This window comes from Microcoleus sp. AT3-A2 (assembly GCF_036705685.1).
In the GTDB taxonomy this organism is placed as follows: domain Bacteria; phylum Cyanobacteriota; class Cyanobacteriia; order Cyanobacteriales; family Microcoleaceae; genus Microcoleus.
In genome coordinates, this window is the sequence record NZ_JAUBVF010000020.1 from 23,874 (window position 1) to 50,367 (window position 26,494).

General features: G+C 46.6%; 21 protein-coding genes. 7 read left to right on the forward strand and 14 right to left on the reverse strand.

Annotated elements, in window-relative coordinates:
* Positions 1-140: 140 nt before the first annotated feature.
* The 5 genes from QUB37_RS13720 to QUB37_RS13740 form a co-directional block, all read right to left on the reverse strand.
* A complete protein-coding gene (locus QUB37_RS13720) occupies positions 141-3,260 on the reverse strand; it encodes an AAA family ATPase (RefSeq protein WP_333162777.1) in 3,120 nt (1,039 codons plus the stop codon).
* A gap of 64 nt (positions 3,261-3,324) precedes the next feature.
* Entirely contained in the window at positions 3,325-3,666 is a 342-nt protein-coding gene (locus QUB37_RS13725) for a type II toxin-antitoxin system PemK/MazF family toxin (protein ID WP_015175564.1), read from the reverse strand.
* The gene (locus QUB37_RS13730) at positions 3,659-3,934 is read right to left on the reverse strand and encodes a hypothetical protein (protein WP_333162781.1); all 276 of its coding nucleotides are present in this window, start codon (positions 3,932-3,934) and stop codon (positions 3,659-3,661) included. Before QUB37_RS13730 ends, QUB37_RS13725 begins: the two co-directional genes overlap by 8 nt.
* Positions 3,935-4,166: 232 nt before the next feature.
* A complete protein-coding gene (locus QUB37_RS13735; RefSeq protein WP_333162783.1) occupies positions 4,167-5,204 on the reverse strand; it encodes a hypothetical protein in 1,038 nt (345 codons plus the stop codon).
* A 303-nt stretch (positions 5,205-5,507) separates the two neighbouring features.
* The gene (locus QUB37_RS13740; RefSeq protein ID WP_333162784.1) at positions 5,508-5,726 is read right to left on the reverse strand and encodes a hypothetical protein; all 219 of its coding nucleotides are present in this window, start codon (positions 5,724-5,726) and stop codon (positions 5,508-5,510) included.
* 208 nt (positions 5,727-5,934) lie between these two features.
* On the opposite strand from QUB37_RS13740, the gene QUB37_RS13745 reads away from it, so the two are divergent.
* The gene (locus QUB37_RS13745) at positions 5,935-6,474 is read left to right on the forward strand and encodes a cyclic nucleotide-binding domain-containing protein (RefSeq protein WP_333162786.1); all 540 of its coding nucleotides are present in this window, start codon (positions 5,935-5,937) and stop codon (positions 6,472-6,474) included.
* A gap of 135 nt (positions 6,475-6,609) precedes the next feature.
* Here QUB37_RS13745 and QUB37_RS13750 read toward each other — a convergent pair whose 3' ends face one another.
* Both QUB37_RS13750 and QUB37_RS13755 read right to left on the reverse strand, forming a co-directional pair.
* The gene (locus tag QUB37_RS13750; RefSeq protein WP_333162788.1) at positions 6,610-7,023 is read right to left on the reverse strand and encodes a hypothetical protein; all 414 of its coding nucleotides are present in this window, start codon (positions 7,021-7,023) and stop codon (positions 6,610-6,612) included.
* Between the two features lie 280 nt (positions 7,024-7,303).
* Entirely contained in the window at positions 7,304-8,164 is an 861-nt protein-coding gene (locus QUB37_RS13755) for an FAD-binding domain-containing protein (RefSeq protein WP_333162791.1), read from the reverse strand.
* Positions 8,165-8,356: 192 nt separating this feature from the next.
* On the opposite strand from QUB37_RS13755, the gene ribD reads away from it, so the two are divergent.
* Together ribD and QUB37_RS13765 are read left to right on the forward strand one after the other, a co-directional pair.
* On the forward strand, positions 8,357-9,532 hold the full coding sequence (gene ribD / locus QUB37_RS13760; protein ID WP_333162793.1) for a bifunctional diaminohydroxyphosphoribosylaminopyrimidine deaminase/5-amino-6-(5-phosphoribosylamino)uracil reductase RibD: 1,176 nt from the start codon (positions 8,357-8,359) through the stop codon (positions 9,530-9,532).
* Positions 9,533-9,584: 52 nt separating this feature from the next.
* Positions 9,585-10,181 carry a hypothetical protein gene (locus QUB37_RS13765; protein ID WP_333162795.1) on the forward strand — a complete coding sequence of 199 codons (597 nt, stop codon included), beginning with the start codon at positions 9,585-9,587 and terminating at the stop codon, positions 10,179-10,181.
* 293 nt (positions 10,182-10,474) lie between these two features.
* On the opposite strand, the gene QUB37_RS13770 is transcribed toward QUB37_RS13765, so the two are convergent.
* Positions 10,475-11,386, reverse strand: coding sequence for a PPC domain-containing protein (locus tag QUB37_RS13770; RefSeq protein ID WP_333162797.1), 912 nt, complete (start codon positions 11,384-11,386; stop codon positions 10,475-10,477).
* 93 nt (positions 11,387-11,479) lie between these two features.
* On the opposite strand from QUB37_RS13770, the gene QUB37_RS13775 reads away from it, so the two are divergent.
* From QUB37_RS13775 to QUB37_RS13785, 3 genes are all read left to right on the forward strand, one after another.
* Positions 11,480-13,183 carry an NAD(P)/FAD-dependent oxidoreductase gene (locus tag QUB37_RS13775; RefSeq protein ID WP_333162799.1) on the forward strand — a complete coding sequence of 568 codons (1,704 nt, stop codon included), beginning with the start codon at positions 11,480-11,482 and terminating at the stop codon, positions 13,181-13,183.
* 180 nt (positions 13,184-13,363) lie between these two features.
* Positions 13,364-13,846, forward strand: coding sequence for an FxLYD domain-containing protein (locus QUB37_RS13780; protein ID WP_333162801.1), 483 nt, complete (start codon positions 13,364-13,366; stop codon positions 13,844-13,846).
* A 312-nt stretch (positions 13,847-14,158) separates the two neighbouring features.
* On the forward strand, positions 14,159-15,886 hold the full coding sequence (locus QUB37_RS13785) for an ABC transporter ATP-binding protein (RefSeq protein ID WP_333162803.1): 1,728 nt from the start codon (positions 14,159-14,161) through the stop codon (positions 15,884-15,886).
* Between the two features lie 211 nt (positions 15,887-16,097).
* Here the strand turns inward: QUB37_RS13785 and QUB37_RS13790 are convergent, their stop codons facing one another.
* The 3 genes from QUB37_RS13790 to QUB37_RS13800 are packed head-to-tail and all read right to left on the reverse strand — an operon-like array spanning position 16,098 to position 21,281.
* On the reverse strand, positions 16,098-16,541 hold the full coding sequence (locus QUB37_RS13790; protein WP_333093073.1) for a type II toxin-antitoxin system VapC family toxin: 444 nt from the start codon (positions 16,539-16,541) through the stop codon (positions 16,098-16,100).
* The gene (locus QUB37_RS13795; RefSeq protein ID WP_332974168.1) at positions 16,529-16,768 is read right to left on the reverse strand and encodes a hypothetical protein; all 240 of its coding nucleotides are present in this window, start codon (positions 16,766-16,768) and stop codon (positions 16,529-16,531) included. Before QUB37_RS13795 ends, QUB37_RS13790 begins: the two co-directional genes overlap by 13 nt.
* A gap of 19 nt (positions 16,769-16,787) precedes the next feature.
* Positions 16,788-21,281, reverse strand: a complete 4,494-nt coding sequence (locus tag QUB37_RS13800; RefSeq protein WP_333162805.1) for a WD40 domain-containing protein — start codon at positions 21,279-21,281, stop codon at positions 16,788-16,790.
* A gap of 379 nt (positions 21,282-21,660) precedes the next feature.
* Here QUB37_RS13800 and QUB37_RS13805 point away from each other — a divergent pair, with 379 nt between their 5' ends.
* Positions 21,661-22,017 carry a hypothetical protein gene (locus QUB37_RS13805; RefSeq protein ID WP_006631047.1) on the forward strand — a complete coding sequence of 119 codons (357 nt, stop codon included), beginning with the start codon at positions 21,661-21,663 and terminating at the stop codon, positions 22,015-22,017.
* Positions 22,018-22,069: 52 nt separating this feature from the next.
* Here QUB37_RS13805 and QUB37_RS13810 read toward each other — a convergent pair whose 3' ends face one another.
* From QUB37_RS13810 to QUB37_RS13820, 3 genes are all read right to left on the reverse strand, one after another.
* Positions 22,070-23,038 carry a YegS/Rv2252/BmrU family lipid kinase gene (locus tag QUB37_RS13810; protein ID WP_333162807.1) on the reverse strand — a complete coding sequence of 323 codons (969 nt, stop codon included), beginning with the start codon at positions 23,036-23,038 and terminating at the stop codon, positions 22,070-22,072.
* 389 nt (positions 23,039-23,427) lie between these two features.
* The gene (locus QUB37_RS13815) at positions 23,428-24,156 is read right to left on the reverse strand and encodes a DUF3891 family protein (protein ID WP_333162809.1); all 729 of its coding nucleotides are present in this window, start codon (positions 24,154-24,156) and stop codon (positions 23,428-23,430) included.
* Positions 24,157-24,301: 145 nt separating this feature from the next.
* Complete coding sequence (locus QUB37_RS13820) at positions 24,302-25,903, reverse strand: metallophosphoesterase (RefSeq protein WP_333162811.1); 1,602 nt, start codon at positions 25,901-25,903, stop codon at positions 24,302-24,304.
* Between the last annotated feature and the right edge of the window lie 591 nt (positions 25,904-26,494).

Consider the following 26,494-nt stretch of genomic DNA (forward strand, 5'->3'; position numbering starts at 1 on the left):
TTAGTATCACCGAAGGCATTAGGCACTTATCCAGAAAACAGAAGGTAAAAATACCGAATGCCCACAGAAAATAGAAGGTGAAAATACTGATATGTTGAACTTTTTTTCTTCTCCTCCTTCCATCCGGCTCGCCAACCCTTTTAAATGGACAAGTTGATGCAAGAACCCTGAGCAGTTTTGCTTACTTCAATCCTGGCTTGAAAAGCTTCTTTCAGGTGGGGCATATGGGTAACGGTGAGGATGCAGGCGAAGTCGGAGGCGATCGCATTAATTGCAGCAATCAGCCGATCGCAACCTTCAGCATCCTGAGTCCCGAACCCCTCATCAATAATCAACATTTGTAAAGCCGTTCCCGCCCGCTGAGACAGCAGTCTCGCCAGCGCCAGCCGAATCGCAAAATTAATCCGAAAAGCTTCACCGCCCGAGTAAGTTTCGTAGGCGCGAGTACCGCGAGCATCAGCAATTAAAATGTCTAAAGTGTCAATCAATTTAGTTGCTTTTTTAGAAGCAGCAGCCCGCTGAGTAATAAATTGAACGTGCAATTGATTCGCGCTCAATCTCGACAATATCTGATTTGTTTCAGCTTCAAGTTGAGGCAAAACATTTTCAATCATTAAAGCTTGAATGCCATTTTTACCAAATGCTTGACCCAACTCTTGATAAACTCGCTGCTGGCGTTTGGCAACTTGCATTTGCTCTTTTTGAGCTACTAGCTGAACTTGCAGATTTTCCAGATTTTGCTGCTGCTGCTGGAGGCGTCCGAGACTTCCTAAATGTTGGTCTAGCTGCTGGCGGCGGCGACTGATTTGCTGTTCGATCGCACTTATTCTGGCTGTGGGATCGGGATGTTCTTGCAATTGCTGGTTCATCGCGGAAGTTTGAGCACTGACAGCTTGCAAATCTCGATCGCGCACTGCGATGGAATTTGCTATTTCATTAACCCGCTGCTGCACTTGCGGGTACTGCACAGTTGCCGATCGCAATTTTTCGGCGCGCGCAATCCAAAACTGCGATCGGCGCATTTCGCTGCGGACGTGTTCGTGCTGTTCCAAATTATAGCCAATTTCCGCAATGTATCTATCTAAAGACAGAATTTGCTGCTGTATTTCCGAGCTATTTTTTTGCTGTTCTAACTGTTGCTGTACGGTGGCTAATTGAGTTTGAAAATCCGGGCGGCGGGCATTAATTTTATTCAGTTTCTGCTGAGCATCTTTGATTTGAGCTTGCTTAATTTCCGCCCACCGCAAGCGCTTTTCATCGCTGCGGGCGAGGGAGTGGCTGCGATCGCTATAATTGAGCTGTTGCAGTTGCTGTTCGATTTGCTGGAGTTCGCCCAAATCCTCGGCTGCATACTCGCCGGTGCGTAACAACCGCTCGATTTCTGCCGCGTCTTGACGCATACTTTGCAGTCGGTTTTCGTCTTGGCCCAGGCTATCTAATTGTGCTTGTAAATGACTGCGGCGTTCCCGCAATTCTTGGTAGGGCGCTAATTCCTCTTCTAGTTCGCGGTATTCATGTCTGAGAACTTGAATTTCGCGCTCAGAGACGGCCAACTGTTCGCGGACAACCCACAGTTGGTTCCAGATTTCCTGCTGTTGGGAGTGGTGTTTTGTGACTACCAAATTCCAGTAGTGTTCGTCTAAAGGCCGATCGCACAAAGGACAATTGCCAAAATTTGCATCCCGCACCATTAAAGGCGAATTCGATGGCTCGTTTTCCGCAAAATTCGAGGCTTGACCTTCGCCTGCGGTTTTTTCTCCTTCATGTTTCCGCAGCAGTTGCAGTTTTTGGTCGAGCTCGGCGAGTCTGGTTTGATAGTCGCGGCTTTTGGCTTGCAGGTTTCCCAGAAAGTCGTGCCTTTCTTGACCTTTTTCGCGGACTCGCTGCTGATAAACTCGCTTGTTTTCCAACTGCAAAATTTGATTGCCGATGGCCGAGATTTCCTGCTGTAATTGCGGCTGTCGCTGCTGCTGCTGAACTTGCACCTGTCGGTTGATTTCGTCTAAGCGGGCGGTTAAACCGGCGCGGGCGCGATCGAGCTTTTGTTGCTTTTGCTGCTGCTGTTGTAGCAGCGGCGAAACTTGCAATTGCAGTTGCTCTAGTTCGTTGAGGCGCGATCGAACTGCTTGCAACTGTGCGAGTCCTTTGTCAACCTCCGGCTGCTGTTTGAGAATTTCCAGAACATCTTTTTCTTCCTGTTCTAAAACATCTAATTGAGCTTGCAACTGCTGAATTTTGCTTTGCAAAAAGCTCAGTTCTTGCCGTTGCTGTTCTTGCAACTGCTGACGCTGATTTTGGGCTTGTTGATTAACCTTGAATTTGCCAGCCAGAGTTTCTTCTGTGGCTTGCAAGCTTTGGAAATACGCGATGCCTGCTGTTATTTCCTTTTCTTGTTGTAGGAGGGCTTGCAGCTCATTTTGCTGCTGTTTGGCTGCGTTGAGTTCCTGCTGCAAGCGGCGGCATTCTTGAGTGATATTGTAGTGCTGTTGCTGGTGGCCGGCGAGGAGTTTTTGCCAAGTTTGGCGGTTGTGGTGCTGGAGTTGCAGTTGCTGTAACTCGGTTGTGTCGGCTTGCTGCTGCTGCTGAAGCAAATCGGTTGCTTGCTGCAATTGAGTTTGTTCGGAGGCGATCGTCTCTTTTTGTTGCAGTTGCTCTTGTACGGTTAGCAAACTCTGTTTGAGCACTTCGACTTGAGCTTTAAATTGTTTGGAGGTATCCTTGGCTTGGTCGGATAAAGTATCGTAGGAGTCGAGCTTGAGCAGGTTGGCTAAAACTTGTTTGCGTTCGATCGGCTTTTTGAGCATAAATTCATCAGCTCGCCCCTGCCGCAAATACGCCGAGTTGATGAAGGTATCGTAATCTAGTTTGATGTGTTCGAGGATTTTTTGCTGAGTTGTTCTCAGACCTTTGTCTGTGAGCGTGCGAAAATTAAGTTTTTCCTCACTCTCGGCCGAATTCAAGCTGACTTGAAATTCCAAACTTCCCGATTGTCCGCGCCGACGGTTGCGAATCACCCGGTAGATTTGGCCGCCGGTCGAGAAAGTGAAATCAACGCGGACATCTGTTTCGCCGATATGGATGATATCGTCTTCTGTATCGCTACGACAACAGCCCCAAAGTGCCCAGGATATGGCTTCTAAGAGGGAGGATTTGCCAGCACCGTTAGGCCCGCAAATGCAAGCAGTGTGCAAGCCGCGAAAGTCTAAAGCAGCTTCGCGATAGCTGAGAAAATTTTTGAGTGTAAGTTGTATAGGAATCATTTAGGCCATCGCGCCATACAATCTATCTATAAATAACACTATTTGTACGCTGTTGCCTAGTTATTCAATCTAGATCCAGAACAATTGTCAGTGCTTCTGCAATTTCTTCCATAATTGTCTCGGACAGGGTTCCGAGTTGTCGGACAAATCTTTGTTGGGAAACGGAACGGACTTGAAAAGCGTCGGCGGCGGAGACTTTAGTCAAGCCATTTTCGCCACTCGGTTCTAGTCGAACCATCCAATTTCTCTCGGTGTATCGCTCTTTCCAGTCAGTGATAGGAACAATAACTTCAAGCAGCAAAATTCCCACCGTTTCATCGCTGACAATTACTACCGGACGGGTTTTGCCGATTTCGGCGCCCACAGTAGGTTCAAGCGCAACCAGCCAGATTTCACCTCTACGCATTAGTTTTTATCCCTGCGTTCAGGTATTCTTCCTCGGATTCAAAATAGGGTTCGCTGTCAGCCGACCACAAATCATGTAAAGCACCTCCCGGCATATAATCTTTTACTGCTGCTTCTGCTGCAGCTCTGAGTTTCTGCTTTCGCTCAACTTTACGCTGGGCTTTTTCTTCTATTTCTTCGCGCATCATCCGCGAAGCTGTTTCGATAATTTCTAGGCGTTCTTCTGCTGTCAGATTTTTGAGTGCTGCTAAGATTTCTGTTTTGGTCACGGTTTTTTCGGGTGGTTGGTGAGAAAGTACGATCGCACCATCATTATATCTTTCACAAAAATCAATATCGGCGCTCTGTGCTGATGACGCAACCTACATTACCGGTCTGTGCTTATGGCGCACCCTACATTGATCGCATAGGCAAATTTTCCATCATCAAAAAGGGTTGACTGTATTCCGACAGCCAACCCCGCGCCTATTTATTTGTCCTGCGTTTGCTCAAACAGCAACACTACCGGGCAATATTCGGGAACGTATAGCCGACACCGACTAACAATCCCACTTCAGCTCCGTCTACAAAACCAACATTCAGTCCCGCTGTTGCTGTAAAATTTCTCGTCAGCGGCACATCTACACCCCCCGAAATCAGGAAGCCCAAAGTACCGTCATCCCCGGTAGAAATTATCACGCCAGCACCTGCATAAGGAGCAGCAGTAATCACAAAATCCTCGGTGACTTCGACGGTATTTTGAGATACAAAATCGAAGGTAACGGGAACTAGAAAAGCTAAGTCGTCCTGGAACAAAACAGTCGGTCTCACCGACAAATTGTTTGTCAAACCGATTTTGCTAATAATGGCAAATGAACCGTCGCCTAAAGCTGAATCTCCGCCAAAACCTAGATTGCCGCCAATGCCGATGTAGCTGGGTCCAGAACGGGTAGCTCGGCCTGGTCGAATTTGAGTTCCCTGAGCCACTTTTTCAGTTGGTTCCGAGACAGTTGCAGGTTTTTCAGCAACTTTGGGTTGGTTTGTCAAAGCTGAGGCGGAAGTGCTGACAGGATTGCTCAACAATTCTTGTGCTGTTTGGACTTCTTTTTCTTCCTTCGTTGCTGTTACTTCAAGATTATTGCTTTGGGCAACAATGGAGGTAGGTCGATCGCTCTTTTTGGCAGTCTCGACTGTTGAGTGCACTTTGACATCATTATCAGCAATTTTAGCGGTTTCTTCCGACTTTTGGGTCTCGGCAGCAATGGATGTATTTGGCGCTGTTTCAGTCTCAGCAATTTCAGATGTTGCTGCTTCCGATTTTTCAGGTGCAGCAATAGATACTTGCAAGTTGGCTGTCTGTTCAGAGGCTGCTGGCTCTGCCGCTTCTGTTAGTTCGCTCCAACTGATTGAATCAATTTTTTTATTACTAGCCGTTGTTTCTGCGTCGGGTTTAACTGCTGAAGTTGCCGTCGGCTCAGAAATTTGGTCAATATTTTGAGCGGCTATTGTTGCAGTTGTAGCGACATCGGGCAAGTTGCCAGTTTCAGCTTTCGCTGACATACTACTGCAACAAACAGCTAAAGCTGCAAGATTTATTAACGCAAAAGTAGACTTGGAAAATAGACTATTCATAGAAACTCCTCAATGAAGGGTGTGTTAAAAGTGTAAGTGTTTGAGGGCGACCGTCGAGAGCTTTGCTCAAAAAAGACACAAATATGAGTTGTGTTGTTCCTAGATTGCCATTTTACCGTTGAATAGTCAACTCTCAAGCTGATTAGATTCAAGAACGGACGGCGGGTTTAGAGGCTAATTTTAATTTACAGATCGATCGGGTAAAAATCAATCCTAGGGATGATTCCATTCTTAATCCTGTTTAATTGATGGGTCGATCGCGCGTCTGGCTTGCATTCTACAAGACTGTACTTGGGGGCGCTGCACTCGCAGCCACGCCGGAAAAATCCGGTTTTTGAGGGCGCACCAGCTCGAAACCAAGAGACAACAAGCTTTCAAAACTGTTTTGGCAGCCCCGCCGTCCACCGCAAGTGCAGTTAATACAACGCGATCGGCTGCTGCACAGTCCATGACAATTAATGTAGAATAATACCACCGATCCGAGAAATATTTGTGGGTCGATCGTGTAAAAATTACGGAATTTTATGAAAATTGTGTAAAATTTAGTGTTCTATTTGTAAAGTTTAGCCTTCGCTTTCGCTCAGGGTCTGACCATCTCACAACAGCACGCAACTAAACAAGTAAAAAAATACAAATTATCTCATCTCAACCTGACTTTATGAGCAAAGTTCTAGTCATATTAGGCGAATTGAGCGATCGCGACATCGATTGGATGCTCGCCAACGGCACCCGCACCCAAGTCCTCCCCGGCACAACCCTGATCACCGAAGGTAAGCCCTTAGACGCCCTGTACATAGTTCTGGAGGGAACTTTGAGCGTTTCTGTATCATCTTTGGGCGACAAAGAAATTGGAAAAATTATTTCCGGGGAAGTTTTGGGCGAAATGTCTTTTGTAGACGGGAGGCTTCCTTCTGCTAGCGTCACGGCAATTGAAGAGTGCCTCATCCTGTCAATTCCCCGGCGGCTGCTAACTGAAAAACTAGAGAAAGACGTGCTTTTTTCCCTGCGGTTTTATCGGGCGATTACCAAATTTCTGTCGTCGAGACTGCGGGGTACAGTCAAACGTTTTGGCGATGATAGTGATGGTTTAATATATCAAGAACCCGACGACGAGGGCGCTATCCCGGAAAATGTCGAAAATCCCGATTTGGCGGCATCGAGATTTCAATGGCTGTTGGAGCGTTTGAAGGGGAGTTGAAGGAAGAAGGAAGAAGGAAGAGGGAAGAAGGAAGAGGGAAGAAGGAAGAAGGAAGAGGGAAGAAGAGAAAAGAACACCTCTTTTCAATTTCCAATTTTCAATTTTCAATTTCCAATTTCCAATTTCCAATTACAATTAGAAAACATATTTTTCAGCGACGCGCCAATAGCGAGAAAAACGCTTCAAATCAATGTAACCATCGTAGCGGACAAAGGGTTCGGGTGGCAAAACTTCTACTGGGTGCGATCGCTTAATTTCCCGGCAAATATCCTGAAACCGAGGACTGGGACTTTCCGCAGTTACCACTTGATTCGCGCCGGATTCGATCGCAAAAGCGATAACTTCTGCAGCCACATCACCCCGCCGAATAACTACCGGCAACTCCAGCAAACATTCGTAAATAAACACCATTCGTTTGAGACTCAACTGCCATTCATCAATGAGCGCATCATCCCAAACCCAGATTGCCGGTGCCTGTGGGTGCGCTTGAAAAGCCGGGCCTTCAGGACTCAAGCAGTCACCGTGCAGCCAAATAATCGGATTGTTCATAAATTAGTAATTGTTGACTGTTGACTGTTAACTGTTGACTGTTAACTGTTAACTGTTGACTGTTGACTGTTGACTGTTGACTGTTGACTGTTGATAACTAATGACTAATGACTAACAATACTCCGGACAGTTTTTGAGGCCGAGGCTGAAACCCTCATTCTACCGTTAGTATTTGACCTCACTGAGAAGGCTGAAACCCTCATTCTGCCGTTAGTGATTGAAAACTGTCCGGACTATTGGACTAATGACTAATGACTAATGACTAATGACTAATGAATTTTTAATTTCTGCTACCTTTTTTAGAGCCTTGCCAACTTTTAGAACCGCCACTACGATCGACCTTTTCTCCATTAGGAAACAACTTCCCTTCCAAATATTCGTAAGTTCCCTCAAAATCGCATTGCCCATACAGAGGACAATCGCGACAATAAACCGCCTTAGTGTAACGCTCCAAATTTTCCCGATTAAAAAAATAAGGTTTGTGACTAAAAGTGCTCGCTACCCACTGCCAAGAAAGATTATTGCTCGCCGGATCTCCATCTAGCAAATGTTGTAAAAACCAGCGAGCTCCGGCTTGCCAACGCACGCGGCGCCAGTGTACGAGATAAGCGGCAGTCCACATCCGCTGGTGATTGTGCAAATAACCAGTTTCTCGCAACTCGCGGCTGAAACTGTCGATGCAAACCAAACCAGTCGTGCCCTCGACGACATCCTGTGGCAGAGTTTCGCTGTAATCTTTAGCAGTGTAACCAGTTTTGTAGGGTTCCCGGTCTTGCCAAATCCCGTTGCCCAATTCGGCGTACAGTCGCTGCCAATAATCCCGCCAACCCAACTCGTTGACGAGTTTTACGGCCTCTTCTGGATGCCGAACCTTCTCCAGTACGGCATCCCGGACTTCCGCAAGACTCAAAACTCCGTAGCGCAAATAGGGCGACAAGCGCGTTACCGCACCGTTGAGGAAATTGCGGGTTGAGGCGTATTTGCCGAGGTCAATTTGTTGCAGGGCTGTCTCGGCTGCTTTGCGCCCGCCTGGGGTTGGGGGTACGTTACTATCCTGGGCGGCGGCTTCGGGGAACTGTTCACGCACGTAGGCAATTAATTCGTCGCGGCTGGCAAATTCCCGCTTCATGTCCTGACTCATTGTTTTCTCAAGCGCCTGCTATTCTTTACTCATGTTAAAGCTATTCGATCGGGCGTGCCGGATCGATGCCCTAAATTGCCCTTCACTCCTGGTAACGTACAGTTTGCCCCAGCCGCAATCGATCGTCGGATCGCAGCCAAAATTAGCATCAAAGTTCAGTACACTCAGGGATAGATATAATACCAAAATCCTATGGAAACTTTTCCGGCGCACGCTAAAGCGATCGCCAGCTTAACTAACGGACAGCAGCAAGGTACAAAACAACTGGAAAACAGCGAAGTTCAAGAGTTCGATCGAGCCATGATGCGCCGCTGCATAGAATTGGCTCGCCGTGCTCTCGGCAAAACCGCACCCAACCCCCTTGTCGGTTCTGTAATTGTCCGAGACGGCAAGATTGTCGGCGAAGGGTTTCATCCCGGTGCCGGTCAACCTCACGCCGAAGTTTTTGCGCTCCGAGAAGCGGGGGAACTCGCCGAAGGAGCGACCGTCTACGTGAACCTGGAACCCTGCAACCACTACGGCCGGACTCCCCCCTGTTCCGAAGCTTTAGTTAAGGCCAAGGTGGCAAAAGTAGTGGCTGGCATGGTCGATCCGAATCCTTTGGTAGCTGGAAGTGGGCTAGCCCGGTTGCGAGAGGCTGGCATTGAAGTGGTGGCGGGAGTGGAAGGGGAAGCTTGCCAGAAACTCAACGAGGCGTTTGTGCACCGGATTTTGCACCGCCGGCCTTTTGGAATTTTGAAATATGCAATGACTTTGGACGGTAAAATTGCTACCAGTAGCGGCCACAGCGCTTGGGTGACAGGCGAGGAGGCTCGGAGCGAGGTTCACCGGGTGCGCGTCGGCTGCGATGCTGTGATTGTTGGGGGAAATACGGTGCGTCTGGACAATCCCCTACTGACGAGTCACAAGCCTGATAGGAATAATCCTCTGCGGGTGGTGATGAGCCGCACTTTGGATTTGCCGAAGTCTGCTTGGTTGTGGGAAACCTCTGTGGCGGCTACTTTGGTGCTGACTGAGCCTGGGGTTAACCCGGAATTTCAGGAATTTTTGATTGCCAAAGGGGTGGAAGTTGTGGAGCTCTCGCCTCTGACACCGACTAATGTTATGGCTTATTTGTACGATCGATCTTTTCTTTCTGTACTCTGGGAGTGCGGTGGCACTTTGGCGGCTCAGGCAATTACTGAGGGTGCAGTTCAAAAAATTATGGCTTTTATTGCTCCTAAAATTGTCGGTGGCCAAGGAGCTCCAACTCCTGTGGGAGATTTGGGCTTTTCGGCAATGACTGAGGCTTTGACTTTAGAGCGGGTTTCTTGGCGCGCGGTGGGTGCAGATTGTGTGGTAGAAGGCTATTTAAAAATTAAAGATTGAAAGTTAAAAGCGAGTCTTTTGAGTTTTTGATTTTTAACTTTTAACTCCTTTTATGGTGGAAATTCTGATTTGGAGTTTGATGATTGGCAGTCTCGGCTTGGAGACTGCGCTTGTGGGTCTTTTGGTGAGCCACGAGCAATGGGATGCGGGGCAAAAATGCGATGAGGAGGAGGAAGTTTTGACTAGGTACGAATCTCAAGAGGATAATTTTAATGCGCCTGAAAATGCGCCAGCCAAGGGCAATCCCAAATCTGAACCTAATGCTGTTGATTTGACGGTTTGGGAGTACAAGATTGTGCGGGCTAGCAACGATTTGTTCCGCAATCCTGCGATTTTTCACAAGCTATGCCGGGAAGAGGCGGAAGTTGGCTGGATTTTGCTCGAAAAGCTAGACGACAGGCGGGTGCGGTTCAAACGTCCGATCGCGCTGCGGGACGCGCCGAGGCCTAATTTACCAACCTTTGACCCTTACCGCACTCATTACGGCCCGATCTCGAATACGATGAGTTGGGCGGTGACGATCGTGTTTCTGAGTGCGATCGTCCTTCCTGCTATTTTAGGCTATGCTTTGGTGTCTACTACTCTCACCAGAAGTCGCTCTAATTGGCCTCCGACACCTGTTCAATCTTTGCCCTCTCCCAGGGGGTAAGAAACTAATAAGTGAAACATCGGCTTTAAGGAAAATGAAAGATGGAAGAATGAAGAGAGAATTGTTTGTTTTAATATCAAGTCCGGTCAAAAAAATATAATTAAGTTTGTAGTGAGGACTTCAATCCTTTATTCTCTTAAAAAGCTGACAACAAACAATTCTATTATAAGCAATTAACCGGACAACATCTAACTGACAAACCAGCAGAATTAGGGAATGATAAATTTTTCTTTAATTCTGCCTTCTGTCTTCCACCTTCAAATTTGGGCTGCCTTCGACTGTAAGCCATCCTGTCATACAAGCGGAGTGGGAGAAGGAGCTGCTAGCAATCTCAAGTCATAATTTGTATCGCCTTGAAATTGAGAAACGCGGACAAAATAAGTCCCCGCAGGTAAAGGCCCATTGCTGACAATTGTTTCTGAAGCCGTGCCTAAATTGTTAGACGAAGCAATAAGATCGTCTAATCCAACTGCGCCGTTGCCGTTAAGATCTTGAATTAATTCAACATCAACATCTGCGCTCAAGCCGTCAACAGTTACACTGAAAAGGCTGGGAGTATTGAGGATGAAACTGTAAATGTCGGCTGGTTCAGCATCTCCCACAAAATCGCTGGCAGTTTGAATTTCTGTGAGAATGCCCAGGCTTTTTGCTGCGTTCAAATTGTCTGAGGGATCGGGGAGAGTGCTCAACAGTCCTTCTTGTAGACCGAATTGAATGTAATGGTCGATCGCACTTTTAACTGCGCCGTTTTGGACTGCGGCTGCTACCAGGGGATATTTTTCTAGATAAAAGCTGGGATCGAAGAAAACGCTGGCTTTGCGGTTTTCTAATTGACCGGCTTTGAAGTAGTGTTCAAAAGGGGTAAATTGATTTGTTTGGACTGCTGTCTGAACATCTGGGTTGCTTGCTAAATAGAAACCAACATCGAAGAAAGGGTTGGGGTTGCGTCGTTCAAATTGACCGAATCTGATAAAGTGATCTGCGACTGAAAAGCCATTGAGTTTGGCTGATACCGCTACATCTGTATTGGTGTCTAAATAATAGCTGGCGTCGAACAGGGCATTCGGGTCGCGATTTTCAAATTTGCCAATTTTTCGGTAGTGATCGAAGGGACTCGATACCGTGCCTCTGGCAACTGCTACGGCGACATCTGAGTTGTTTTCGAGATAAAATTTGCTGTCGAACAGTGTTCTGAGGGTTAGCATTATTAAAAAAATCTCTCTGGACTTTAGTCTGGAAATTGCACGATCGAGAATCCAGTTTACATCAAAGTTTTGTTTTGTGAGGATGTCTTAACTATGGCTAAGTCTGCACTGATGGCTATGCTGCGCCGCGCTGCTAGTATTGCCCAGAAATCAAGGGAAACGGGCATTCCGGCTGATGAACTGCTGGGGATGCTGACAGATCGCATTCCTAATTCTGCCATATCTCGTCGCCAGTTGCTGCACGGGGGTTTAGCTGCTGCGGGGGCTGCCGCTGCTGCGACTTTTACCAGGGAGGGAGGGGGAGCTTTTGCTCAACAGGGCGGACGATCGCCCATTTTGGTTGTGGGTGCGGGGATTGCGGGTTTGACGGCGGCTTATCGCTTGCGCCAAGCGGGCGTGCGCGCCGATATAATCGAGGCAACGAATCGCGTGGGGGGGCGGATTCGCACTATTCCCAAGGTGGCTGGAACGCTGATTCCGGCGGATCTGGGGGGAGAATTTATTGACACCGGCCACACTAATTTAATCTCGCTGGCGACGGAATTGGGTTTGCAGGCGATCGACTTAGCCCAAGTGCAGAGTGGATTGGTGAAGGATACTTTTTTCTTTGAAGGGCGACGATTTCCTCTTGAGCAATTAATCGCGGAATTTGCGCCACTAGCGAGTAAAATTACTGCTGATTTGGAGGCGGTTGGCGATGAAATTAGCTATCAAGATTTTACAGAAGCAGCGGAAAGATTAGACAATCTTTCGATCGCTGAATATGTAGACCAAGCTGAGACTAGCACGATTGTCCGCCAGCTACTCCGCATTGCTTACACGACTGAATACGGTCGAGATCCTGAAGAACAGTCGGCGTTAAATCTGCTGTTTTTAATCGGTTCTGAACCTGGCAGTTTTGAATTGTATGGCAACAGCGATGAGCGTTATCAAATTGACGGCGGCAACAGTCAAATTATCAACCGTTTGGCGGGTCAATTGTCTGGTTCGATCGAGGCGGGGACGGTTTTGGAAGCGATTACTCTTTTGCCGGATGGCCGCTATCGGGTAAATTTGCGATCGGGACTAAGCGCGTTCGAGCGCACTTACGAGCGAGTTTTGTTAACTTTGCCGTTCAGCACTCTGCGAGACGTTAAAATTAACGTACCTTTGCCCCAACCGAAGCTTAGGGCGATCGAGCAGTTGGGTTACGGTACTAATTCTAAGTTAATTACCGGCTACCGCAGCCGAATTTGGCGGGAACCTTATCGATCGACTGCTTCTGTTTATAGCGATTTAGGATTCCAAAATACCTGGGAAGCTACGCCTTTTGCTCCTACTCCTAACGGTTTAGTTACTAATTTTACAGGAGGAAAGCAGGGTTTGTCGATCGGTGCCGGAACTCCAGAAGACCAAGCACAAAGATTTTTGAACCAATTTGAAAGAGTTTTTCCCGGAGTGAGAAATTTGCGATCGGGCAAAGCTGTGCGTGCTTATTGGCCGGGAGAACGCTTTTCTAAAGGTTCTTATTCCTGCTATTTAGTCGGACAGTGGACGCAAATGTACGGCGTTGAAGGCGAACGAGTTGGGAACTTATTTTTTGCCGGGGAACACACTTCGCTGGAAAATCAAGGTTACATGGAAGGTGGTTGCGAAACTGGACAAAGGGCGGCTGTTGAAATTTTGCAAGATTTGGGTTTGATAGCTCCTGCTAATGCTTTGAATGCTCGAACTGCTAGCAGTTTGAACAGTCGCCGTCCCAGCCGGAAAGTTCCCGGAGCGCAGAATCTTAGGAATAGGAAGCCGAGTATTAGATAATCTCGTAGGGGTCGCATCTAATTCTTGTTTGCCGTTGCTCCTAGCCCGTGCATCTAATTCTTGTGGGGTGGGCTTCTAGCCCGCCCAAAAATTTAAATTACTCGTAAGGTGCACCATAAATAGAGATATGCAAACGTAAAAATCATGTGAATTATTATGTACAACTTTTTGCAAAAAAACATGATTATTTTACCTTTAACAGTAGCTTTATCTAGTTTGCTAATCTCGCCGATATCGGCTCGCCCTTTGCTTACAGAAGCTACAAATACACTTGCTCAAAACTCACCACTTGACGAGCCGTTTTGCTACATGAAAACCCCCGACGGCAAAACAGTAGACTTGGGCAAATTGTGCGAGAAACAGCCAGCCTCGGGAACTGCCCAAACTTGCATTCCCGGTTCCAACATCGCTGCAAAAGTGTCAATTGCGGCGGCTAATTATGACGGCAACTTTTTTAGCGGTCAAGTGCTTAATCAAGGCTGCAAAACAATCAAGAATGTCAAAGTCAATTATGAAGTTTTGGACGAGTCAGGCAATTTAATTGACAACGGATTTATCTACGCTCAACCAGTTACTCTTGCACCCGGACAGTCAGCCGCCTTTCGGGGCGAAGTTGTCGCGGGGGCTCAGGTACTAGCGACTCATGCAGACGCTCAAGAATGATTTTAGATTTTAGATTTTAGAATTGAAGAATTGGACAATTAACCCACGGATTAATCCGGGGGCTTTGTATCCCGGATGCTTTTGGTGAAGAATGATTGTTGAGATTTGTCCGATCGCTGTTATCATATTCTGGCTCCAATATCTCTATGACTTACGCAATGAGTGACGCAGAGATCCCCCTAAATCCCCCTTAAGAAGGGGGACTTTGAATAATAATCTTGTCCCCCCCTTATTAAGGGGGGTTAGGGGGGATCGAAGTTTGAATATTCTTGCAGAGATCCCCAAAAACAGAATTTGCGAGGGCAAAATATCTTGAAAACTCGATCGACATACTGGCAAATCTTACCCTACCTCCGTCCCCAAAAACAAACCATCGGTAAAGCATTAGCTTGTACCGTAGTATTTACCATATTCTGGCCGATTATAGCGTGGCTGGTTGGCGAAACAGCCAAATTTATAGGAAAAGGAGATTTACAAGGGTTCGCTCAAATTGCTGCACTCAGCGCCATTATATTTCTACTTCGCGGTACAGCCCAGTACGGTCAAGATACGCTGATGGCAAAAGCTGCTTTGACTATTGCTTTAGAAATTCGCAAAAAAGTCTACTCCCACCTGCAAAAACTCAATATCGGCTACTTTGAAACTGCCAAAACCGGAGACTTATCCTACCGCCTCACCGAAGATATTGACCGCATTGGCGAAGTCGTAAATAAATTTTTTCATCAATTTATCCCTTGTGTTTTGCAGCTAATTGCGGTTCTGGGATATATGATTTATCTCAACTGGCAATTAACTTTAGGTGCATTAATTATTGCACCGCTGATGGCTATTTTAATTGGTTGGTTTGGGGAGAAACTGCTAAGTTACTCGCGGCAAAGTCAAAATCGTATCTCTGATTTATCAGCTTTGCTGACAGAAGTATTCAGCGGCATTCGTTTAATCAAAGCATTTGTGGCTGAAGACTACGAAATTGCCCGCTTTGCAGAAGAAGCAGAACAAAACCGCCGCGCTAAGTATTTGTCAGAAAGAGTAAAAGCACTTCAGTTCGTTGTAGTTGGCTTTCTGGAAGCGATGAGCGTAATTTTGCTCTTTTTCTTGGGAGGTTGGCAAATTTCTCAAGGAAATCTCACAGGTACTCAATTTATCAGTTATATCGCAGGGGTGGCACTTTTAATTGACCCGATCGCCATTACCACTGCTAATTACGGCGATTTCAAGCAGGGAGAAGCTTCTAGCGATCGCATTTTTGAATTATTAGCAATTCAACCGACAGTAGTCGAAAAGTCGGGGGCGATCGAACTTCCCCATGTTACAGGCAAAGTCGAATATCGCAACATTAATTTTGCCTATAACTCAGAGACACCGATTTTACAAAATATGAGTTTGTTGGTGCTGCCCGGAGAAATGATTGCCCTCGTGGGTGCATCCGGTGCGGGTAAAACTACTTTAGTAAACTTGTTACCCAGATTTTACGATCCGCAAGCGGGACAGATTTTAATTGATGGTATTGATATTCAAGATGTCACCTTAAATACTCTGCGGCGGCAAATCGGCATTGTACCGCAGGAAACTATTCTTTTTTCGGGTACAATTGCTCAAAATATCGCTTTCGGTCAATCTTATTATGAACTGAAAGATGTTCAAAAAGCTGCGGAGATTGCCAACGCTCATCAATTTATTAGTCAGTTTCCTGACGGCTATCAAACTTGGGTAGGAGAAAGGGGTGTAAATTTATCTGGGGGACAAAAACAAAGAATTGCGATCGCCCGTGCAGTTTTGCTCGATCCGAGAATATTGATTTTGGATGAAGCGACATCGGCGCTGGATTCGGAATCCGAAGGTTTAGTGCAAGAAGCGCTGGAAAGATTGATGCGCGATCGCACTGTGTTTATTATCGCGCACCGCTTGGCTACTGTGCGGAGAGCCGATCGCATTTTAGTTTTGGAAAAAGGCAGAATTGTCGAATCAGGGACGCACGAGGAGTTGCTGGAAAAGGGCGATCGCTATGCTGGCTACTACGCTCAACAGTTTAGTCAGTAGGCTACGTTAGAAACCGGGTTTTTAGCTGTTTCTGCTGGCCTCAACGAAGTATTCTCGTAAAAAACCCGGTTTCTGACCACCCGTGTGTAAGTCCTATCAGAAATCGTATTTTGTCATCTGCCTTCCCCGAAGTCAACCTGACGGTTGAACAGGTTTTCAGATATATCCAAAGAGAAGAATAGCATTATTTTGGGAATGCGATCGCCTATGATTATGATGCCAAAACATCACTCAGGATGACAACAGATAGATTGGGAACATTACGAAATCCATTGTCATTGGTGAGAAACAGCGTACAACCTTCACTGATGGCTGTTGCAGCATGAATAGCATCAGGGGTTTTGAGATTGGTATTAGCTCTTAAATTAGCTGCTGTTCTCAGTACAGATTGAGTGATGGGAACTAGCTGTATATCTGAGGATAATAAAAGTTGTTCGTAGTCACTGACTAAGATAGTGTTAGCATTTTTCAGAGGGAAAACTAAGGTTTCCAGTAACGTCAATTCACTGGTCATAAGTTCAATCTCACCTGTTTGAAACTTCAGCCACAAGGGTTGGAGAAGCGAATAGTAATTCGGGTGAGCTTCAACGGTGTAAATAATGACTTGTGTATCCAAGTAAATTGTAGCAGAGGATGGTAGGTTTAGTTGTCCCATGAGTTTCTTTCTTCTTCTAGTTCCCGGTCAATTTCTTCAACAGTTCTAGAGACATGACGGCTGCGGATTTCTGTAAGCAATTCCAACACCTTACGCCGCCCGCCTTGCGGCTTTTCTGGTATGATCACAAAAACTTCAACCTCTTCGCCCACCGATCCAGGTGGCACTTGAATTTCAAGTTTATTTCCTGCAAGAACTTTGGTTGTAATCCGTATTGCTGACTGCATAGTTTCTACTTTTCGATGATTAATTTTCAACAGCCCCTAAAGCTTTGAGCGTGGCTTTTTCAACTTCTGTTAAACCCGTAACTCCTGCAATATTCATGTTTTCATAAGGTCTGTCACTTTTGAGTATTTTGAGGCACTCACCTGTCTCAACATCCCAAAGTCTAATTTTGCCATCACGACTGCAAGCAGCAATAATTTTTCCATTTGAACTGAAGGCAACTGAGTTAATTCTACTGGTATGATCTTGCAAAATTTTTAGACATTCACCTGTACGGATATCCCATATTCTTACCGTTCCATCTACACTTCCACTAGCAACTATTTCACCCGAATAACTAAAGGCAACTGAACGTATCCAATCAGTATGCCCGTGAAAAATATTGAGGCATTCACCGCTGTTGATATCCCATAGTCTTACTGTTTGATCGATACTTCCACTGGCAAGTATTTCACCGTTCTGGCTAAAGGTGATCGCGCGTACCCAATCCGTATGCCCGTGCAATATTTGGAGGCATTCACCAGTATGGATATCCCACAGCCTCACCGTTCCGTCAAAACCTTCACTGGCAAATATCTCGCCCAAAGGACTGAAAGCAGCCGAGTATACATAATTGTTATGTCCGTGCAACGTTTTGATGCATTCGCCAGTACCGATATCCCACAGCCTCACCGTTTGGTCATAACCTGCACTCGCAAGTATTTCACCATTTGGACTGAAGGCGATCGATCGTGTTTCATTGCCAAATTCTGGCAAAGTATGAAGGCATTCACCACTGCGAATATCCCACAGTTTCAGTGTTTGGTCATAACTAGCGCTGGCAAGTATTTGACCCGAAGGATTGAAGGCAACTAAGTTTACCCGATCGAGATGCCCGTGCAAAATTTGGAGGCACTCACCGCTGCTGACATCCCACAGCTTGACAGTTTGTTCGTCATCGCCGCTAGCAAGTATTTTACCGTTTGGACTGAAGGCGATCGATATTACTTGATTGCGATGCCCTTGCAGTGTATTCAAGCATTCACCGCTGTCGATATCCCACAGCCTCAGCGTTTTATCGTAACTACCGCTAACAAGTATTTCACCGTTTGGACTGAAGGCGACTGACCTTACTTGATTGCTATGTCCTTGCAAAGTATTCAAGCATTCACCAGTGCGAATATCCCACAGCTTTGCTGTTCGATCGTGACTTCCACTTGCGAGTATTTCGCCCGAAGGACTGAAGGCTATTGACCGTACTCGATCGCCATGTCCCTCCAAAGTTTTGAGACATTCACCGCTACTGATATCCCACAGTTTCACTGTTTTTTCGCTGCTGCCACTAGCAAGTATTTCACCCGCAGGATGGAAAGCTACTGAAAACACGTTTTTAGTATGACCGTACAAAATTTTGAGGCATTCACCAGTACCGACATTCCACAGCCTTACTGTTGTGTCGCCGCTTCCACTGGCTAACATCTCACCAGCAGGATGGAAAGCCACTGAAAATACAACTTTAGTATGGTCTTGCAAAATTTTGCAGCATTCACCCGTGTGAATATCCCATAACCTGATCGCGCCATCAAAACTCCCGCTAGCGAGTATATTTCCATCAGGATTGAAGGTGACTGACATTACCGATCCGGTATGTCCCTGCAAAACTTTTAAACATTCACCAGTCTTGACATCCCATAACTTGATTATATTTTCATAGCTCCCGCTAGCAAGTATCTTACCGTCAGGACTGAAGGCGACTGACTCCACCACGTTGGTATGTCCTTTACAGGTCAATATTTCTCTGCAACTGCTAGCTTCCCACAAGCGAACTATGCCATCACTATCACCTGTAGCTAACAGTTTGCCATCGGGACTAAATATGACAGATCGCACGCTGCTGAAGATTTTAGTAAAAGCTGAATTAGCCAAATTAGCTTCAGCAAAGTTGACGTGGCGCAGATTAGCATTTGTAAAATCAGCACCTAAAATAACTGCACGAGAAAGGTCTTTTGTTTCTAACGCAGTGCGATCGATTTTCACCAACAGCGTCGCTGCATTGCCTCCCACATAACCCACCTCGCTTTCAGTTTTGCCCCGCGTTGCTTCCAGAATTTCCAATAATTCCTCCGTAGCTGCCCCTACATCAAGGCAGGGCCGGCACGAGGACACCGCCCCTACCATTGGTAACAACAAATCCATCACAGCTTTTGTCAGCGGCGCTTTTCCGAAACTCTGACAAAGTTGCCCTAAATCTTCAGCAGTAAATCCCTGCAAAGGCGCGATAAGTTCACCATTGTTTCTCTTTTGGGCTTGCAATCGACAATAATTAGACCAAGTATATTTTTGAGGCGCTGCATTAGGATCTAAACAAGACTGTTCAGGCGCAACTAATTCGGTAAAATCTGCGGCCAAAACTCCCAATTCCGCCGCAAATTTGTAAGCGACAAAAAACTCTAACAGCGAACGATGCGCTGGAGTATAATCTCCATCTGCATTGCGAATTAGCATCGTTTGACCCATCATGTCGTAGTGCCAGTGGTCTAAGTCTTTTTCCTCCTGCACGACGGAACCAAACAGGCCTCGAATGCGATCGGGAAAACCGCGATAATTGAGACTCATTTGGTTGGTAGACAGCATTTCCCAAGACAGTTCGCACAAAAAGTAAAGCTTATCTGCTACTGAAGTAAAAGTACGTTCAGCTTTGATATCTCTCTCTATCTTCCGCCGCACCGCATACAGATAAATCCGCGACATATCGACTGGTTTTCCAGCTTCAATATCGGGCAATGCTTCCAAAATTAACTCGGTCATCACCGGGCGACGCGCTAAATCCAATAGCTGCGGGTTTCCCATCACTTTTTCGACAGTAGCAGCTTCGGTTTGAAATGACAGCGCTTGCCCAATTTGCTCGTCGTTAAATTTCTCTAATTCTAAGACTTCAAATTGGGGAGTTTCGCCTGTTAAAATGGTTGTTGATGCTTGCAGTTCTGCATTGAACAATGCCCGTCCTTCCTTGCCTTCAGGAAAGTGTTCGGTACGGCAAGTCAGGATGACTTTTGCGCCGGGAACGACGGCTTTTGCTAATTCCCAGAAGTTGTTGATGGTTTCTTGCCGATCGCACTTAGCGGCCATTTCATCAAAACCATCGAAAATCAACAGAAACTTACCCATGCGATTCAGTTGTTCAAAGGCCGAATAACCCGCCAAAGGTATCTCGTGTTTCCGAAAGAAAAACTCGGAAAATAGCGACTCCACACTAACGGCTTTCGCGTAATCTCGCAAAGGAATTACTAACGGCAACCTCGGACGTTGCAAGCCGCCCTTTTGAGCTTTTTTGTAGCGTTGCAGCGCCATCCAAGCATAGTGCATTGCAAACCAAGTTTTCCCCGTCCCAAATTCTCCTAAAACTGAAATATGTTCTTTTACGGGGTCATCCAACCACAGGTCAATATAACCTTCAATCCAGCCATCTCCTTCGCCATAATGACTCACTCCTATTTTGCGGTGAGTATCGGGGTCAATTTCTTCTTTTGTACAAGCTAGTGGCACGTATTTTGTATTAATTTTCCGGCTGGTAATTTCAGTTTCTAGCCAATCCAGATAAGCGGTAAAATCGGCATCTTGGTCGAGCAATTCATCGAAAGTATAGCAAGCTAAATCGCGATTTTCATCTTTTTTTACTTCATCCCGCGCGGCGCTACTGATGCGGCGGGCGGTGACTAACCAGCCTTCATCGGTGCGCTGTTTTTCCACCGACTCGCGCAAGGCCGAAATGTCCTTAAGTCCGGCTTCTCCGGCTATTCCGCGCACTAAAATGCGATCGTACCGATTGCGTCTGACGGGAACATTGATAATCCATTCAAAATAGTTATCTTCCGAGATGTGATAGGTTTCAAACTTATAACTTAATGTTTCAAACCAACCACGAACTTGCTGTGATAAAATAAAAGCTTGAGACTTTTGAATATTAGTTGATGCGGCGGCGGGAAGTGCGGGATAATCTTCAGCTTCCAGTCGTGCAAACTCGGTGCGAATTCCTTCGATAGTGGGCAGGCGTTCGATGCGATCCATTACCAAAGATAGGCGTTTTTGCAAAGATGCGATCGAATTTCCCACCATCACGTCGTTGATCGATCTCGTCCGCTTTGCTACCTCCATAAACACGGCCGCAAACGCCATGAATTCCCGTCTGGGGTCAATCCCTAAATTTCGGAGTTCCCGACCCAAAGCAGACTCGCTGAGAAACTCATCGCCTGCTTGAATTAAAATGGCTGGGCTATCGGACTCGAAGGCTTTGCGAAATGCTGATTCAATCTCTTTTTGGCGAAACAGTTCTAAAATTTGTTTGGGTTTGCCAGCGCCGTACTCGACTAAAGTATAAACGTAAACTCCGCTAAAATCTGCGGGCGGAGCATCAGGATCGAGGTTAAATTTTTTTAAGATTTTGATGACTCTTTCGTTGCGCTGAAGCTTGTCTTGTAGGGTGCCGAAGGGAATTGTCGTCAGGAGACTGATAACTAAGTCGAGACTAATTAGCATGATTTAGGCTTTCCTGTTTTTCTGTGGAAGTAATGCTCAAATCTAGAATCGGTAGGCTGTGTCCCTGAAATGCGCTGCGGGCGATGATCGCAAACAGCTCTATTTTTATGTTAACAGGATTTACGCGCTCCGACCAAAGAAACCGGGTTTTTACGGAATCTGCTGGTAGGAGCGCGTCTTTTCCTAAAAAACCCGGTTTCTGACCCACCGTTGGTAAGTTATATTCAGTTAATTAACTTAGCACTTTTTAGGAAATTTTACAACTATAAAACACAGTAAAAACCAAAATAAATTGTAGCAATAATAGCTCTAATTGAGTTGTCATATACGATATTTAAAAGTTAAAATATAGATAACTAACAAATAAAATTTGCTATCTATGAAAATACAATCTTCTGTCTTAGTCCACCTTGGATTTGGCAAATATGTACGCTCAGATCGAGTAACAGCAGTAATACCAATTGAAGAAGAACGCGGGCCCGGTCGCCGCACTTTTGTGCACGTAGATGGCGAAGCAGACCCGATCGTTGCTTCGCGCGCAGAAGATACAATTGTTCGCGATTTGGTGCAGGAACCGCGCGAAATAACTCAAGCTCGGCAGCAACAAGAAATCCTGCAAGATTTGCTGGCAGATTTGAGCAATGTTAACGTCACCGTGCGCCGCATCAGCCGCGATGAAGGTGGACTCGATCTCGAACGTTTGGAGCGCCGCATTCGCCAAATTTTAGACGCCTAAAAAACAAAGACCGCCCGCGCGGTCTTTGTTATTGTTTGTGTCGCTAAAAAAATTAAGTTGAGGGCTTCAATGTAATTTCAATGTCCGCTAAACCGGTGAGTTTTTCTACCACGGGTTTTTCTTCAACTCGCGGTACAAAAATAGTTAAACCTCCCGGAACGCACTCAATAGAAACCGGAGTCATGCCGATGAGTTCGCCGTCTACAACCACTTTTTGAGGCGGATCGGCACTAATTTTTACTTTTTTTGCCCGCAAATAACCGATGTCATCGCGATCTGTAGGATTGCCGCTCAAAGCTGTTTGCAAAAGGTGATAAGAAGCTGCGATCGCCCCAGCTTTATTCTCAGGCGCCACCAGCGTCACGTCCAGCAAGCCGTCATCAAAAACGATCCCCGCCGGGCCTTGAGCTAAAATCGAAGTAGGCGGCGCTGCATTTGCCACTGTCACCGCGACAGCAGTAAGGCTGATAATTCTATCTTCCGTTTCGATTTCCGCTTCAAATCTTTCTAAATTGTTTAACTGTTTAATTCCCGACAAAATGTAAGCCAGCATTCCCCAGCGATTCTTCATTTCGCGATCGGCTAGTTCGACGGTTTCTGCCTCAAAACCCACTCCAGATAACAAAACCATCGGCATTTCACCGTTGCAAATCGCCGCATCCACCACCCGCGTCAACCCTCCAAAAATAGTGGCGCAGGCGGTTTCAATTGTATTCGGAATATCTAAAGCATTAGCAAAAGCATTAGCCGTTCCCCGCGAAATAATTCCTAAAGGAATATTTGTGCCCACAATCGCCCCAGCAACTGCTGATAATGTGCCGTCGCCCCCGCAAGCAATAATTTCTTCAACTCCTCTATCAACTGCTTCGCGGGCGATTTGATCTGCGTCTAATTCGGGGGTTGTCAGCCGAATGTCTAAGTCAATAAAAGGCTCTAAAAGTTCCTGAATTCTAGCTAAGTCTTGGTCTGGGTCGCTGTTACCGGCGACGGGATTGAAAATTAGGCAAGCTGAACGTTTCATAGTTGGTAATAGGTAATAGGTAATGGATAATGGCTGAACTGAAACCCTCGATTTTTTTTCGTTGGTCTCGAAGTTTCGATAGCCATCACATCCCCCTTAATAAGACCCATTTTGACTGTTCTTATCCCCCCCTTATTAAGGGGAGTTAAGGGAGAGCAAGACTCAACTATAACGCTGATTGATATCATGTCCGATCGAGTGACCGCGATTAACAGGGCGGGTTTTTGAGATTGTCAATTATTGGCAGATATTTTTCGTGAACCCGCCCCTACCTTATTAGGGGTAATCGACCCGACATAATATGAGACATGGTTTTAACATTAAGTTAACACAAATGTCATGCCCGCTAAACTTCCACAACAACCCTCACCTATTTTTCAAAGGTTTAATTAAGACTTGACAAAAGTCCACTCTAAGACTTGGCGCGGAGCTTTTTGCAGCGCTTCCTTAATTTCCTCGTTGCTGTCAAACTTGACTTTATCCAAATTGCACGCTTCGACGTTCACAGTAAACTTATCGTCTTCAAAAGGCCAAGGAGTTACAGTCACGAGTTCGTTGCTGTGCTGTACAATATCGTAGCGCTTGCCGTCCGGGCCGACAGTAATTTCTAAAGCTCGTTCTCCGGCGGGTAACTCGCGGCAGCAAAGAATTAATGATAGCCGATCGCACCACTGGAAAAAAGCATAAGCTGCCTTAGCATCTTCCTCAGAAATATTCAACTCTTTTTGCCATTTTTTTTGATTTTCCAGTTGTTCGTCCAAAAACTCGTCGAGTTCCTTCGACTCTCCCCGCTTTCCTTCATTGAGATAGCTCATGTGCATAGAAATTAGCATTGCTACCCACCTACCGCGATATAGGGAATTCTCCGTCATGGCTTTAATTTTAGGCAGAGAAGTTTCCGTCTGCAACGTAAAATCAAAGGGCGCGCCCGCTTCAGTTAAAATATTATCTTCCCACTCTTTCTCCAAATCATCGTGATGCGAAATCGCGGCTATGGTTTCGTACAAGCGAAGCGGAGATTTCGAGCGCTTCCACTGTCCGCCAAGTTGGGCGGCGAGCAAAGCATGGGCGCGGTGGTAAATAATTTCCCAGCCGGTGGCGGTTAAGTTAGCAATCATTGAATTTTTGTCCTGAATTAAATTGATAAAAGTATTTTGTGCGATCGTTCGGCTCTCGATCGCCTCTAGCCTTAAAAAAGCGGGAACCGGAATCGGTCAAAGTCCACCTGTTTAAGGGCGATCGAAACTTGCAGAAAAACGAAAGTTAAATCACAAAAGGTTCGATCGATATCTCCTGCCATTTCCCCTCAAATCGTTCGACAACCATAGGTCGGATGCGGAACTTCGGGGGACACCCATCGAGAACATCAATCCGCAAACACGAATAAGGACGGCGTTTGTGGGAACCTTGACCGCTGCGGCCGACAAATAGCAAAGACTCCGCTACCCGCCGGCTAGCTGTTTCGGAACCAGACTGCCGCGCCAACCGATAAGCTTCAGGACTCAATGCTTCCTGCAACATCGGCCCTTCCGGGCGCTGGCGGCGGAGACTGTGGCCGCTTCCCCCGCAGACAATCCAATTAATCCCAGAGTCGCCGTGTCCGGTATCCCCAGTCCGCAGGTATTCCAAACAGTGAGCGTGGCCAGTCAGCACCAAATCTACTAGCGGGCGCCCCCGCGCCACATCCCCAACTGCATCGGCCACCGTGTCGAGTACCTCGCGCAATCGCCACCGAACCGCCAAAGTTTGAGCTTGATTCCACTTTGTCGCCTCGGTCACGTAGGGGGGATGGTGCAGGTAAATTACCCGCCCCCGCACTTCGGAATCGCGCCAAGAATTAATCAGCCTTTTTTTCAGCCATTCGAGCTGTTCCACGTCCGTGGCGGCTGTTTGGTGGGGCGACAGTTGTTTGTCAATATCCATGAGCATTTCGTCAACTTGCTCTAATTTGGCGGCCAAGTCGTCTAGCTGTTCGGCTTCATCGGGAATTTCGGGGTTGAGCCGATCGCAGATTTCGATCATTGCCAATTTTTCTTGTTCCAACTTCTGACGATCGAGTTCCAAATTCTGGCGGCGAATGTCGCCCTGTTTGGTTTTCGGGATCGGTAAGGGTTCGTTGAAGGTGTTGGAGTCGAGGGCGAAGAAGTCGATGCCGCCACTGCGGAAGGTGTAGTAGCGGTTAGGTAAGCGGGTAAAGCGTCCGGGTTGGTAGCGGAGGCAGCGGCCTGTGCTGGTGCTGGCGGTGTAGTGGGCGTCTAGGTGGCGATCGATATCTCCGGGCATTTTGTGAGCTTGCAGGTAGTCGAGAAAGGCTTTGGCGTAGGTGTTTCCGCGATCGGAACCGCGCCAGCCGACATCGAGATCCAACTTGGAACCCAACAGCCGGCGCAGCGGCAAAGCTGTCGCCGACAGAATGCCGTAGACTATGGGCAAGTCGTAATAGTCGTGGTTTCCCGGTACGGGCAAAAACGGAAAGTTAAACACCATGCGATCGTAGGCAATGCGAGAGGGATGCTCGCCGCCGACTATAAATTCTCGGTAGGGGCGAATAAAGTTTTGCAAGTAATATTCGCTGGAACCGACGAGATAAACTACATCGCCGGTGTGGAGGACGAAACGGCAAGTTTCGCGTTCGGAGACCATCTGTTCGGCAATCTGCCGCTGGGGATTGTGGCCGCGGTGATTGCCCGTGCCGCTGTCGCCTACGACTAAAAACGAAAACTCAGGAGAGTCGGTGGTTTGAGATTCCAAAACCATCCGAGTTTGGTCGATTCCCCGATCGACGATTGACTGTTCTTGCCACCGCACCCGCTCTTTCATTTTGCGGATTTTGACTTTTATTTGCGGGTCGGAAACGAATTTCAATTCACCTCTTCTCCAAAATTGCTGAGTTCCTAATTAATCATAGTGTAGCGATCGGGCGAGTTGTTACATCTCTCTAAAAGCTGAAAATCGAGGCGCGGGTACTCAGAAACCGGGTTTTTTACGAGAATACGGCGTTAAAACCGACAGCAACGGCCAAAAACCCGGTTTCTTTGGTTTTGATGCGATCGCCCCGTATCTAAACTCAAATAAGATTTTGTACGAGGCGGTGCTGTTTGTTGTTGCCGAGGACGAGGGCATCAATCAAGGACGTGGGAAGATAACACTAACAATGCTAGCCAACTACAGCAAACTCTAAATACGAGAGAGTAATTATCGCAATTTGCGGTTTGATTAGATTGAGAGTTGGAGCTTTAGTTTTACCTAGTTAATAGCTGACACTATTCTCAAAAAAACGAATAAGTTAATCGATATTTATTGACCAGTTATTAACTATAATAATTGCTTCTAATCCTTATGCGATCGTCACATCTAGGTTAAGCCAACTGGCTGTGCAAATTATGCACAATTGACTGCCAGTAAGCCATTCAGCTTGTGCCCAGATGTCTAGTGTTTTTGCGAAATAGTTTTAAG

Excerpts from the sequence above, each read along its gene's own strand:
- QUB37_RS13720 (WP_333162777.1), bottom strand. The coding sequence starts at position 3,260 with ATGATTCCTATACAACTTACACTCAAAAATTTTCTCAGCTATCGCGAA.
- QUB37_RS13725 (WP_015175564.1), bottom strand. The coding sequence starts at position 3,666 with ATGCGTAGAGGTGAAATCTGGCTGGTTGCGCTTGAACCTACTGTGGGC.
- QUB37_RS13735 (WP_333162783.1), bottom strand. The coding sequence starts at position 5,204 with ATGTCAGCGAAAGCTGAAACTGGCAACTTGCCCGATGTCGCTACAACT.
- QUB37_RS13740 (WP_333162784.1), bottom strand. The coding sequence starts at position 5,726 with ATGGACTGTGCAGCAGCCGATCGCGTTGTATTAACTGCACTTGCGGTG.
- QUB37_RS13745 (WP_333162786.1), top strand. The coding sequence starts at position 5,935 with ATGAGCAAAGTTCTAGTCATATTAGGCGAATTGAGCGATCGCGACATC.
- QUB37_RS13750 (WP_333162788.1), bottom strand. The coding sequence starts at position 7,023 with ATGAACAATCCGATTATTTGGCTGCACGGTGACTGCTTGAGTCCTGAA.
- QUB37_RS13755 (WP_333162791.1), bottom strand. The coding sequence starts at position 8,164 with ATGAGTCAGGACATGAAGCGGGAATTTGCCAGCCGCGACGAATTAATT.
- ribD (WP_333162793.1), top strand. The coding sequence starts at position 8,357 with ATGGAAACTTTTCCGGCGCACGCTAAAGCGATCGCCAGCTTAACTAAC.
- QUB37_RS13765 (WP_333162795.1), top strand. The coding sequence starts at position 9,585 with ATGGTGGAAATTCTGATTTGGAGTTTGATGATTGGCAGTCTCGGCTTG.
- QUB37_RS13770 (WP_333162797.1), bottom strand. The coding sequence starts at position 11,386 with ATGCTAACCCTCAGAACACTGTTCGACAGCAAATTTTATCTCGAAAAC.
- QUB37_RS13775 (WP_333162799.1), top strand. The coding sequence starts at position 11,480 with ATGGCTAAGTCTGCACTGATGGCTATGCTGCGCCGCGCTGCTAGTATT.
- QUB37_RS13780 (WP_333162801.1), top strand. The coding sequence starts at position 13,364 with ATGATTATTTTACCTTTAACAGTAGCTTTATCTAGTTTGCTAATCTCG.
- QUB37_RS13790 (WP_333093073.1), bottom strand. The coding sequence starts at position 16,541 with ATGGGACAACTAAACCTACCATCCTCTGCTACAATTTACTTGGATACA.
- QUB37_RS13795 (WP_332974168.1), bottom strand. The coding sequence starts at position 16,768 with ATGCAGTCAGCAATACGGATTACAACCAAAGTTCTTGCAGGAAATAAA.
- QUB37_RS13800 (WP_333162805.1), bottom strand. The coding sequence starts at position 21,281 with ATGCTAATTAGTCTCGACTTAGTTATCAGTCTCCTGACGACAATTCCC.
- QUB37_RS13805 (WP_006631047.1), top strand. The coding sequence starts at position 21,661 with ATGAAAATACAATCTTCTGTCTTAGTCCACCTTGGATTTGGCAAATAT.
- QUB37_RS13810 (WP_333162807.1), bottom strand. The coding sequence starts at position 23,038 with ATGAAACGTTCAGCTTGCCTAATTTTCAATCCCGTCGCCGGTAACAGC.
- QUB37_RS13815 (WP_333162809.1), bottom strand. The coding sequence starts at position 24,156 with ATGATTGCTAACTTAACCGCCACCGGCTGGGAAATTATTTACCACCGC.